Here is a 12,128-nt window from a genome sequence, read left to right on the forward strand (position 1 = left end):
CGTGTTGCTGCATAATTCCTTAAATCGAGATCGATGTAAGGAATTATGCAGCAATTCAAAGTGCTACAGCGTCCTTTGTGCGTCTGAAGAGATACGCGGCGCTGTAGGGCTCTACCAGCCAAGGCCCTCGCGCACGATCAGGAAGGCGGCGATCAGCGCCATTGCATACATGAAGGGATAGAAGATCTGTGGCCTCATGCGGCGCACGCACCAGGCGCCGGCAATGGTGGCGAGCGGGGCAAAGGGCAGAAGCGTCGCGGAGGTTGCAAGGTTCTGGGTGTCGAGCTGGCCTAGTGCGAAATAGGGGATCAGCTTGATAGCGTTGAGGATCGCGAAGAAGCGCACGCTGGTGCCGGTATATTCGCGTGGCTGCAATTTGAGCGGCAGGGCATAAATCTGGAAGGGCGCACCGCCGGCATGGGCAACGAAGCTGCCGTAACCGGAAAATGTCCCCCAGAGGCTGGCGGCTACCGGCCGCTGGCCGCGCGGCGGGATCACCTTGCCGGCGCCCGGGCCGAAATTGTTCCAGAAATAGCGCAAGCAGAAGAAGATGGTCACCGCGCCGATGACGATGCGCAGCATGTTGCCCGGAACCAGCGCCGAGGTCGCCCAGCCCAGCGCGATACCGAAGACCGCGCCCGGCAGCATGATCTTCAGCGTCGCCCAGTCGCCATGCTTGCGCCAGATGACGAGCGAGATCATGTCCATGAAAACCAGGATCGGCAGCAGGATGGCCGCCGCCTCGACCGGCGAGACGACGAGGGCGAGGAAGGGTAAGCCGATCAGCGACAAAGCGTCGCCCATGCCGCCCTTTGCGAGGCCCACCAGCAGAACGGCGGGCACGGCGGCGTAGTAGAATGACAAATCCTGCGGCATGCTTTCGACGTCCTCCTCTTGCCAGCCTCGTCTAACGGAACTACTCACACAAAACGAGTGTGGATCCCTCATTTCGAAGGGGAATTCGCAGGAAACGGAAAGACCCCATGACCGAACCGGAAAACCGCTGCCGCCTTGTGCTCATCGTAGCCGATATCGCCGACGCCGATGAACAGGCAAAGATCGTCGCCGATGCGTTGAAGGGCGGCGATGTCGCTTCGGTGATCGTGCCGCAATACGGGCTCGACGACGGCACCTTCCAGAAACATGCCGAAAAGCTGGTGCCGTTGATCCAGGGCGCTGGCGCCGCCGCGCTGATTGCAGGCGATAGCCGTGTCGCAGGCCGGGCGAAGGCCGACGGCCTGCACCTTTCCGGCAATGCGGAGGCACTTTCGGAAGCGATCGACAAACATGCGCCGAAGCTGATCGTCGGCGGCGGCAACGCGGCCGACCGGCACCATGCGCTGGAGATCGGCGAAGTCAGGCCGGACTATATCTTTTTCGGCAAGCTCGATGGCGACATCAAGCCGGAGGCGCATCCCAAGAACCTCGCGCTCGGCGAATGGTGGGCCTCGATGATCGAGATTCCCTGCATCGTCATGGGCGGCACCGATCCGGCCTCGGCGCTCGCCGTCGCCGAGACCGGAGCGGAGTTCGTGGCGATGCGGCTGGCGGTTTTCGCCGAGCCCGCCAGGGCGCCGGCTATCGTCGCCGAGATCAATGCGTTGCTTGACGAAAAAGCGCCACGGTTTGAGGATTGAAATCGCGCTCATGCCGATCCCGCCCGTCCGTCTTTTGAAATATCTCCTCGCTGGCATGGCCGCCCTCGTTGCGGCCGGGCCGGATGTTGCCTTGGCGCAGGCGCCGGACAGCGTCATCAGCCAGCCGAGCACGGGGCCGGCTTCGACCTTCCGCACCGACCGGCCTTCCAGCCCGGGCGTGCAACCCTCCGATGGTGTCGGCGTATTCGACCGCATGGGCGCGAAGCTGCCGGACCTGCCGCCGGAGAAGGATTACAAGGGGCCGATCGACGAGGCTTACGGCGCCTTCCAGCGCGGTTATTACCTGACGGCAATGGACAAGGCGCTGCCGCGCGCCCAGCTCGGCGATCCGGCGGCGCAAACGCTGATCGGCGAAATCCTCTCGCAGGGCCTCGGCGTCAAGAAGGACGTGAAGAATGCTGCCTTCTGGTACGGCAAGGCGGCCGAAGGCGGCGATGCGGCGGCGATGTTCAAATATGCGCTGATCCTGATGGAAGGCGAGGGCGTGCCGCGTGACAAGGTCAAGGCCGACGACTACATGCACAAGGCGGCCGAGGCGGGCAATCCTTCGGCGGAATTCAACTGGGCACAGCTTCTCATCGCCGACAATCCCGGCGAGAAGGGACTGAGGCTCGCGCTGCCGTTCTACGAGAAATCGGCCGAGCAGGGCATTGCCGATTCGCAATATGCCGTGGCGCAGATCTATGCGACGCTGAAGGACCTACCGGAGGAAAAGAAGAAGCTCGCCCGCGAATGGATGGTACGCGCGGCGCGCGCCGGCTTCGACACGGCCCAGCTCGATCTCGGCATCTGGCTCGTCAACGGCGTCGGCGGGCCGAAGGATTACGTCAAGGGCTTCGAATGGCTGAAACTTGCCGCCAATGGCGGCAATGTCGCCGCGCAGAATAAGCTCTCCCATCTCTATATCAACGCGATCGGCACGGCGCCCAATCCGATCGAGGCGGCGAAGTGGTACGTGCTGTCACGCCGGGCCGGGCTCGCCGATCCGGCGCTCGAGGATTTCTATCTCGGCATCGAGGACACCCAGCAGAAGGCGGCGATCGACGCCGCCAACAAGTTCCGGCGGCGATAGCGGCCGCTTGGCAACCCGGCCGACGAGGCGGACGGGCTATTGCATAATCCCTTAAATCTGAATCGATTTAGGCATTATGCGGCTACAGCATCCTTTGCGCGTCTGAAAAGACGTGCGGCGCTGTAGCGTTCCAACCTAAAAAAGCGCATCGGCGAAGAGGTCTTCATCGTTTTCGGCTTTGGCGGTTTCGGCGGGAGCGGAGGTGCTGTCCTCGCTTGCCGGAATGATGCCGCGATGAATGCTGCGCTCCTGGACCATCGTATAGTGCTTGAAGATCTTGCGGTCGAGCGGCGCGATCGTCTCAGCGAGATCGGAGATATCGGCGACATCGGTGCCGGCGACGGCTTCGAGCATATCGGCGCAGCCGGCAAGGACTTCGCCCAGATTATGCTGGAAATCGAGCTTGCCGATCAGCAGGCTGATCTTGGTGGCGACCTCGCGACCGTTCTCGGCGAGCACCTTTAGCTCGTTTTCCATCACGTTGGCTGCAGAGCGGATGTTGCCGACGGCCGAGGTCAGGCTTTCTCCGAGATTGCCGGATCCGGCATCCGTGGTTGGGGCGACGCGCCCGGCCGCGGCTTCGAGCGCCGGCAGGCCGTTGACGATGGCGTCGGCGGAATCGTCGAGCTTGCCGGCGAAGATGCGCAGTTCGGCGGTGACGACGTTGATCGACTTGCCTTCCTCGCCGAGCCGGCTGCAGCGCAGGTTGGTATTCAAAGCCATATAGTGAATGTCGGTCTTGACGGCGCGGATGTTGCCAATCGCTTCGGAGAGCTTGGCGGCCGTGCCGATCGTCGACTGGCTCACCTGGTCGGCCTGGCGGCTTGCCGTATCGACCTGCTTGACGATGTCATGGGCGGCCGAGACGCTGGATTCCAGCGCGCGCATGAAGTTGCCGCCGGCCTCGCCACTCTCACCGCTCATCTGATCGCGCAGCTTGAGAATCTCCCGCATGTCGTGGTCGAAACTCGCGATCGTCTTGACGACGTTCTCGGAATCCCGCTGGAAATTTGCGCACATGTCGCTCATCTGCGCCGCTGTTAGATGGTGGATGACATTCTGAAGGCGCTGGCGTGCGCCGGCGTCGAGCCTCGCGCCATCCTCGCCAGCAAAGAAATCTTCAAGCAGCGAAAAGGTGGCCTGCACATGCTCGATGCGCTGGCGGGTGATATCGCCGATCTGCAGGGCAGACAGAGTCGAGGCGACCTTGCTCTGGACGGCGCGGGCAATTGCGCCGACCTCGCGGGCGATGACGCCGAGATCCTTGCGGTGTCCGGCAATCTTGGCGGCATCATCGCGCAGGGCTCCGGCGACGGCCGGAACAGTATCGGCATAACCCTTGGAAACACCGGCGCCAAAGGAGGCGGCGAGCTTGACCTCCTTGTCGAGACTGTCGAGGTGCATGGCGAAACGATTGACCTCATCAGTGCCGGAATAGATGCGCTCCAGGATCTCCTGGGCGAAGCCGGCGAATTCGGCAAGGCCGGCACCGGTAATCTTCACGGTCACCGCGAAGGTTCTGAGATAACGCATCGTCTCCTGCATGTCGGCGACGTGCTTGCGCAGCTCTCTGCCGGTATGCGCCAGCGAGACGAGCGCCTGCTGGCGGTTTTCCTCGGTGACGGGCAGCGCCATCAGGCTCTCCACCGTGGCGCGGAGATCGGCGCTGGTGTCGCTCGCCTCCTTGTTGTCGAGCGTCGTGGTGACACTCTCGAGCGAATTCAACAGACGGTTGAGGACCTCCATTACCGAGAGCAGCACGGTGCCGCCTTCGAGGAAACGTTCCTCGACCTGGCTACGAGCAGATTCCAGGGTCTGGCTGATGTCCCGCCCTGACATGTAGGCTACAGCGTTCGATGATACCAGAGCGTGTGCCACTTTTATACCTTTTCTTAAAATACAGGCAATTCGACTCTATTTTTACGGGCAGGATGGAAACGTCCGGTAAACGCGGCGGGACTCGCCAGCGTTGTGATTAACGAAAGATGTCGATGGGGTCCCGGTGAAAGGGTCACTGTCGCGCGGTGTAATTCAACATGCTGTTTTTACTTTATTTATTTCTAAATTTTGAGGAAAAAATACAACTTATCCCGGATGAGAATTGGGAGTCTGGGAATGCGCTATACGGCAGTTTCCTACAACCGCTGTTTACTCTGCATTAACGCTGCCGTGAGAGTCCTTTTAGGGTCATCAAGTATTTTTCTGGCCCAGGAGGCTGCATTGGATACTCCGAAACAATATTGCGAATCTATAAATTTACCGGACGTGCTTAGTATTCGTAACGTATCCGAACTATATTTAAAGTTTAATGATGAATTTCATAGCAATGATACAATCATTATCAGCATTCCTGAAGGCGCGGAAGCGGATCTGAGTTTCGTTCAACTCATCGAATCCTCGCGCCGGCAAGCAAAGGCCAAGGGAAAGACGTTCAAGCTTTCTTCGCCGGCCTGTGGCTCGGTCCTGAAGGTACTTGAGCGCGCAGGTTTCATCGAATCCTTCGATCACGAAGACGCAAATTTCTGGTTGCATAAAGAGGTGACGTTATGAGTGCAAATATCCTGACTGTCGACGATTCCGCCAGCATTCGTCTGACCACCAAGGTCACGCTGACCAATGCCGGCTATAGCGTCACCGAGGCGGTCAATGGCGCAGAGGGCCTCGCGACGGCCAAGGGCAGCAGCTTCGATCTGATCGTGACCGATCTCAACATGCCTGTCATGGACGGTCTGACGATGATCGAGGAACTGCGCAAGCTGCCGGCGCAAGCCGGCGTTCCGATCATCTTCCTGACGACGGAATCGGACGCCGATCTCAAGGCGCGCGCCAAGGCGGCCGGCGCGACGGGCTGGCTGACCAAGCCATTCGACCCGGAAAGCCTGGTGAAGATCGTGAAGAAGGTTCTCGGACGATGAGTACGCTCGATCCGGTTGCCGTATTCCGCACCGAAGCCGCCGAATGCCTTGAAGCAATCGAGGCCGGTCTTCTCGACCTGACCCACCAGCTCGACAATAAGGATCTCGTCGACGCCGTGTTCCGCGGTCTCCACACGCTCAAGGGCTCCGGCGCGATGTTCGGTTTCGAGGCGCTCGCCGCCTTCACCCATCATTGCGAAACAGCCTTCGACCGTGTTCGCAAGGGCGAGGTCGCTGCGACCAGCGAACTCGTCGCCGCCGTTCTCGCCGCCCAGGACCACATGCGAGCCTTGGTCGACCAGCCGGACGCCGATCACGGCGACATCGGGCATAGGCTTCTGGCGCAGCTGCAGGCTGCCGTCGGCGGCAAGGAAGCGGCGCCAGCAGCAGCGCCGGCCGCTGTTTCCGGACCCGCCGCCGTGCGCGACGCAGCGGCGAAGAAGAAGAACAGCTGGCGTATCCGCTTCAGCCTGCCCGCCAATTCGATGGCCAACGGCACCAACCCGCTCGGCCTGCTGGACGAGCTGCGCGATCTCGGCGAATGCACCGTGCGCGCCAACACCTCGGCCATTCCGCCCCTCGACGCGCTGGCTCCAACGGAACTCCACATTTCCTGGGACGTGACGCTGACCAGCGAGCAGGACCGCTCGGCGATCGACGACGTCTTCATCTTCGTGCTCGACGATATGGAACTCAGCGTCGAGGAGATCAGCGGGCAGGCAGCGGCAACCGCCGCTCCGGTCGAGGAAAAGGTTGCACCTTCCCCTGTCGCCGCGGCATCGGTTACGTCCGTTCCGTCCGCTGTCGTCCCGGAATTCCGTCCTGTCGAGGCGGTTCCGGCCAAGCGCGAGGCGCCCGCCGTCGTCAGCCAGGCGAAGGCGGCCGAGAATGTCCGCGTTCCGGCCGAACGTCTCGATGAGCTGATGGACCGCGTCGGCGAGCTCGTCATCGCGCAATCGCGCCTCAGCCAGCTCGCCAGCGCCAGCACCGATATCGCACTGCGCTCCGTCTCGGAAGAAATCGAACGTCTCTCCGGCGAATTGCGCGACACGATGATGGTGCTGCGCATGGTGCCGGTCGCCACCCTCTTCTCCCGCTTCCGCCGCCTCGTCCACGATCTCGCCCGCGAGACCGGCAAGGTGATCGAATTGGTGACGGAGGGCGAGAGCACCGAAGTCGACAAAACCGTCATCGAGCGTCTGGCCGATCCGCTGGTGCATCTGGTGCGCAACTCGATCGATCATGGCCTCGAAACGCCTGCCGATCGGCTTGCCTCAGGCAAGACCGAAGCCGGCACGGTGACGCTTTCGGCCCGCCAGGCCGGCGGCGAGGTGATCATCTCGATCAAGGACGACGGCCGCGGCATCAATCGCGAACGGGTTCGCGCCAAGGCGGAATCCTCCGGCCTCATCCAGCCCGGCCAGCCGCTTTCCGACTCCGAACTGCTGCAACTGATCTTCGCCCCGGGCTTCTCGACGGCAGCCGCGATCACCAATCTGTCCGGCCGCGGGGTCGGCATGGACGTGGTCAAGAAGACGGTCGAGGCGCTCCGCGGCGCGATCGACATCGTCAGCGTGCCGGGACAGGGTTCGGAAGTGTCGCTGCGCATCCCGCTGACGCTCGCCATCATCGACGGCCTGCTGGTGCGCGTCGGTTCTGGCCGCTACGTCATCCCGCTCTCGGCGGTCGAGGAATGCCTCGAACTGTCGCTCGAGGAAGATCTTCGCTCGCGCGGCCGCAGCTTCATCTCGCTGCGCGACAGCCTGGTGCCGTTCCTGCGCCTGCGCGACCTCTTCCGCACCGGCACCAAGCCTGACGTGCATCAGAAGGTCGTCGTTATCTCGACTGGCACGGAGCGCGTCGGCCTCGTCGTCGACCAGATCATCGGCGACCACCAGACGGTCATCAAGTCGATGTCGAAACTGCACAATAACGTCGCGACCTTCTCGGGCGCGACCATTCTCGGCGACGGCAGCGTCGCTCTCATTCTCGACGTCGGGCACCTGGTTGCCGCGGGTCAGCAACAGGAGGCGCAATTGCGTGTAGCAGGATGAGTGCAACAGCAGCAGCCGAACGATTTGACAATCACTGGAGCTATGCCGAGGAAGTCGAGGTCCTGACCTTCGATCTCAACGGCGAAACCTTCGCGCTGGAAGCGGTCATCGTCCAGGAAATCCTGGACTTGCTTCCTGAGACCGCGGTGCCGGGCAGCCAGCCCTTCGTCGCCAGCGTCATCAACTTTCGCGGCAAGGTCATTCCGCTCGCCGATCTGCGTCTCGCCTTCGGAATGGAAGCGGCGGAGGCGACGATCGACAGCCGCATCATCGTCATCGAGATCGATCTGCAGGGCGAGCAGACGCTCGTCGGCCTCAGGACCGACAAGGTGAACGAGGTGACGACGCTTGCAAAGTCCGCGAGCGAGGCCCCGCCGAGTGTCGGCATGCGCTGGCGCGCCGATTACATTAACTGCCTGGTGAAGAGGGGCGGAGAGTTCATCATTCTCCCCAACCTGCAGGCGATTTTTTCATCGAGGCGCGATGCGGCGGGAGCCGCAAATTGACGCTGAATGAATTCAACGAGGGGTTTGGGGACCATGCGACTGACAATCAAGACGAAACTGGTGACCGCGTTCACCTTCATCATTCTGATGCTCGTAGGCACTGCCGCCTACGGTATCTTCAGCCTTGGATCGCTGAACGACACGATCGATAAGCTTCTCACCGGCCCGGCAGCCCGGCTCGATCTGGCGCAGCAGATCAACATTGCCCAGCTCGAGGAGATCCGCCAGCAGAAGAACCTGCTCACTGCCCGCAGCGCAGACGAGACGGCTGGCGCAATCGCGAAGGGCAATCAGGCCCGCAAGGACTTCACCGACGCTTTCAACCAGGTGTTGGCGCTGGCCACGGAAGAAGGCAAGGCGCGCTGGGCGCGCATCGCCGAACTTTCCAAGACCTTCACGGCAGCCGACGATCAGATCCGGGAATATATGAAGGCTGGTAATGCCGAAGGCGCGAATGCCGTTTCCGTCACGACGGCGCGGGTCGCTGCCAACGACATCGACTCGACGCTCAGCGAAATTCTGGCACTTGAAAAGCAGCGTATGAAGGCTGCCGACGACGGCGCCGAAGCGCAGTACACGACGACGCGCACAATGATGGTTGCGGTCGCCGCCGTTGCCCTGCTGATTGCTGCCTTTACCGCGTTCTGGATCGCCAGCACGATCAGCAAGGGTCTCGGCCGTGCCAACACCGTGGTGCGCGAAGTGTCGGAAGGCGATCTGACCAAGATGGCCGATATCACCAGCCATGATGAAATCGGCGAACTTCTGGGCAACGTCAATACGATGATCGAACGCCTGCGCGGCGTCGTCGCCGACGCACTGTCGGCCGCCGACAACGTCTCTTCCGGCAGCCAGCAGCTTTCGGCAAGCTCGGAGCAGGTATCGCAGGGCGCCACCGAACAGGCGGCTTCCGCCGAAGAGGCTTCTGCCTCGATGGAGCAGATGGCCGCCAACATCAAGCAGAACGCCGATAACGCCGCCCAGACCGAAAAGATCGCCCGCCAGTCGGCCAAGGACGCGGAGATGAGCGGTGAAGCGGTGACGCGTGCCGTCGACGCCATGCGCACGATTGCCCAGAAGATCGGCATCGTCCAGGAGATCGCCCGCCAGACCGACCTTCTCGCCCTTAACGCTGCCGTGGAAGCGGCTCGTGCGGGTGAGCATGGCAAGGGTTTTGCGGTCGTTGCTTCGGAGGTGCGCAAGCTTGCCGAACGCAGCCAGTCGGCTGCCGCCGAAATCAGCTCGATGTCGAGCGATACGGTCAAGGCTGCCGCCGATGCCGGCGACATGCTCGGCCGGCTGGTGCCCGACATCCGCAAGACGGCGGAACTGGTCTCCGAGATCAGTGCGGCCTGCCGCGAACAGGATATCGGCGCCTCGCAGATCAACGAAGCGATCCAGCAGCTCGACAAGGTGACGCAGCAGAATGCCGGCGCTTCCGAGCAGATGTCGGCAACCTCCGAGGAGCTCGCCTCCCAGGCGGAGGAATTGCAGACCTCGATCGCCTTCTTTAAGGTCGATACGGCAGGCAGCACACGGCCCGGCGCCTACAAGGCGCAGCCAAAAGCTTCGACCAAGGTGATCAAGGCCCCGGCCGCTGTCCGCAAGTCCGCCCCGCAGGCCAACGGCCAGGGCCGTGGCCAGACGGTTTCGGCTCAGCAGCAGCGTCTCAAGGGCTTTGCTCTCGATATGTCGATGGGCGGTCCAGACGCCAGCGACGACGATTTCAGGGAGAGCGCATAAGCGCTCCCCCGGGGAAAGCGCTGAGCGCTTCGCCTCAATGTGTTCCCTCGGGCTGCTCCGGTGGCCCGAGGTGGGAATATCCCCCAACGCATGTAGGCGTTGGCGCTGCGATCGACAGATGTCCGGCTGCCGGGAAGTGAATGTAGTCGCTTTCCCCCTTTTCAGACACATCACTTTCACGCTCGACGCCCCACCGATGGGACGTGTCTATATCTATTCGTTTTGACCGCAAACAGGGGGTCTCACATGCGTTTCACCATCAAGCTCAAATTGGGTCTTGCCTTCGGCATCATGACGCTGCTGCTGATCAGCATCGCGGTTTATGGAAGTCTGAGCCTCGGCACCTTGAACGACGCAAGCGGCAATATGATCGACGGCCCGATGCGTCGCCTGGAACTGGCGCTGAACGCCAATGTTGCCGAAGTCAACGCCATCCGCGCTCAGAAGAACGCGCTGCTTTCCACCGAACCCGACGCCGCTGCCGGCTTCTATAAGGAGGCCGACCAGACCTTGCAGGCGATGTTCGACGCCGTCGATGCCGGCCACGCCATCGCTTCGCCCGAAGGCAGGCCCTATTGGGAAAAGCTGCAGACGATCGGTGCGAAATTCCGCGACAGATCCGCCGAACTGCAGCAGCTTGACGCCAGGGGCGATCAAGCCGGCGCACTAGCGCTGTCGCTCGGCGACCTGCGCACGATGACCAACGACATGGGTGACGCGATTGCCGCACTCATCGAGATCCAGCGCAAGGGCATGAAGGCGACCGATCAGTCGAACACCGATCTTTACAATTCGACGAAGCTGATCCTCGGCACGGCTTCCGGTATCGCCGTGCTCATCGCTCTCGGCGCTGCGCTGTGGATCACGCTCGGCATCAACAACGGTCTGCGGAAGATTACGACGGTCGTAAACGCCGTGGCAATCGGCGACCTCAACCAGAAGGTCGACGTCAAGACCAATGACGAGATCAAGGATCTCATCAACACGGTCAATACCATGAATGCCAACCTGCGCACCACGGCAGCACTCGCTGATCAGATCGCCATGGGCGACCTCAGCACCGATGCCAAGCCGCTTTCGGACAAGGATACGCTCGGCATCGCGATGCAGAGCATGATCTCCAACCTGCGGACCACCGCCGGCATCGCCGATCAGATCGCAAACGGCGACCTGACGGTGTCTCCGAAGCCGCTCTCCGACAAGGATGCGCTGGGCCTCGCCCTGGAGCAGATGGTCGAGCGCCTGCGCGGCGTCGTCGCCGACGCGATCTCCGCCGCCGAGAACGTCTCTTCCGGTAGCCAGGAACTTTCGGCGAGCTCCGAGCAGGTCTCGCAGGGCGCCACCGAACAGGCGGCTTCGGCCGAAGAGGCTTCCGCCTCGATGGAAGAGATGGCTTCCAATATCAAGCAGAACGCCGACAACGCGGCGCAAACGGAAAAGATCGCCCGTCAGTCGGCCAAGGATGCTGAAGCCAGCGGCGAGGCCGTCTCCCGCGCCGTCGACGCCATGCGCACGATCGCCCAGAAGATCGGCATCGTCCAGGAAATCGCTCGCCAGACCGATCTGCTCGCCCTCAATGCAGCCGTCGAAGCCGCTCGTGCGGGTGAACACGGCAAGGGTTTTGCGGTCGTCGCCTCGGAGGTGCGCAAGCTTGCCGAACGCAGCCAGTCGGCTGCCGCCGAAATCAGCGCCATGTCGAGCGATACCGTGACGGCCGCCCAGGAAGCTGGCGATATGCTCGGTCGTCTGGTGCCCGACATCCGCAAGACGGCGGAACTGGTCTCCGAGATCAGCGCTGCCTGCCGCGAACAGGATATCGGGGCTGCCCAGATCAACGAGGCAATCCAGCAGCTCGACAAGGTGACGCAGCAGAATGCCGGCGCCTCCGAGCAGATGTCGGCAACCTCCGAGGAACTCGCCTCCCAGGCCGAAGAGCTGCAGACGTCGATCGCCTTCTTCAGGGTCGATATGGCAGGCGGGCGCCGCGAGCGCACGCCGGCCGCAAAACTCACCGTCCGCAGCCGGGCTCCGGCCACACCGCGCAAGCCGGCCAGCAAGGCGCCGGCCAATACGGTCGCCGGCCAGCAGGCCCGCGCCAAGGGGTTCGCCCTCGATATGTCGATGGGTGGGCCGGATACGTCGGACGATGAATTCCGCGAAAGCGCATAAAGCTTTTCGGA

The 12,128-nt window shown here is 62.1% G+C and carries 10 protein-coding genes; 8 read left to right on the plus strand and 2 right to left on the minus strand.

The features are described 5' to 3' along the window. Positions 1-111 precede the first annotated feature (111 nt). Positions 112-876: a sulfite exporter TauE/SafE family protein gene (locus tag A6U98_RS15560; RefSeq protein WP_064651175.1), complete on the minus strand. Its 765-nt coding sequence runs from the start codon at positions 874-876 to the stop codon at positions 112-114. Between the two features lie 107 nt (positions 877-983). Between A6U98_RS15560 and A6U98_RS15565 the strand changes: the two genes are divergently transcribed. Together A6U98_RS15565 and A6U98_RS15570 are read left to right on the plus strand one after the other, a co-directional pair. Continuing rightward, positions 984-1,637: a thiamine phosphate synthase gene (locus tag A6U98_RS15565; RefSeq protein WP_064651177.1), complete on the plus strand. Its 654-nt coding sequence runs from the start codon at positions 984-986 to the stop codon at positions 1,635-1,637. 10 nt (positions 1,638-1,647) lie between these two features. After that, positions 1,648-2,730 carry a tetratricopeptide repeat protein gene (locus A6U98_RS15570; protein ID WP_064651179.1) on the plus strand — a complete coding sequence of 361 codons (1,083 nt, stop codon included), beginning with the start codon at positions 1,648-1,650 and terminating at the stop codon, positions 2,728-2,730. A gap of 135 nt (positions 2,731-2,865) precedes the next feature. On the opposite strand, the gene A6U98_RS15575 is transcribed toward A6U98_RS15570, so the two are convergent. Next, complete coding sequence (locus A6U98_RS15575) at positions 2,866-4,608, minus strand: hypothetical protein (RefSeq protein WP_064651182.1); 1,743 nt, start codon at positions 4,606-4,608, stop codon at positions 2,866-2,868. Between the two features lie 342 nt (positions 4,609-4,950). Here A6U98_RS15575 and A6U98_RS15580 point away from each other — a divergent pair, with 342 nt between their 5' ends. The 6 genes from A6U98_RS15580 to A6U98_RS15605 all read left to right on the plus strand — a co-directional run bounded on the left by A6U98_RS15580 (position 4,951) and on the right by A6U98_RS15605 (position 12,117). Next, positions 4,951-5,280, plus strand: a complete 330-nt coding sequence (locus A6U98_RS15580) for an STAS domain-containing protein (RefSeq protein WP_064651394.1) — start codon at positions 4,951-4,953, stop codon at positions 5,278-5,280. Beyond that, positions 5,277-5,645, plus strand: a complete 369-nt coding sequence (locus tag A6U98_RS15585) for a response regulator (RefSeq protein ID WP_003552634.1) — start codon at positions 5,277-5,279, stop codon at positions 5,643-5,645. Before A6U98_RS15580 ends, A6U98_RS15585 begins: the two co-directional genes overlap by 4 nt. Then, on the plus strand, positions 5,642-7,699 hold the full coding sequence (locus A6U98_RS15590) for a chemotaxis protein CheA (RefSeq protein ID WP_064651184.1): 2,058 nt from the start codon (positions 5,642-5,644) through the stop codon (positions 7,697-7,699). Before A6U98_RS15585 ends, A6U98_RS15590 begins: the two co-directional genes overlap by 4 nt. Then, the gene (locus A6U98_RS15595; RefSeq protein ID WP_064651186.1) at positions 7,696-8,205 is read left to right on the plus strand and encodes a chemotaxis protein CheW; all 510 of its coding nucleotides are present in this window, start codon (positions 7,696-7,698) and stop codon (positions 8,203-8,205) included. Before A6U98_RS15590 ends, A6U98_RS15595 begins: the two co-directional genes overlap by 4 nt. 33 nt (positions 8,206-8,238) lie before the next feature. Next, a complete protein-coding gene (locus A6U98_RS15600) occupies positions 8,239-9,948 on the plus strand; it encodes a methyl-accepting chemotaxis protein (protein WP_064651188.1) in 1,710 nt (569 codons plus the stop codon). Between the two features lie 246 nt (positions 9,949-10,194). Beyond that, entirely contained in the window at positions 10,195-12,117 is a 1,923-nt protein-coding gene (locus tag A6U98_RS15605) for a methyl-accepting chemotaxis protein (protein ID WP_064651190.1), read from the plus strand. Positions 12,118-12,128 lie beyond the last annotated feature (11 nt).

The organism is Rhizobium sp. WYCCWR10014 (assembly GCF_001657485.1).
In the GTDB taxonomy this organism is placed as follows: Bacteria; Pseudomonadota; Alphaproteobacteria; order Rhizobiales; family Rhizobiaceae; genus Rhizobium.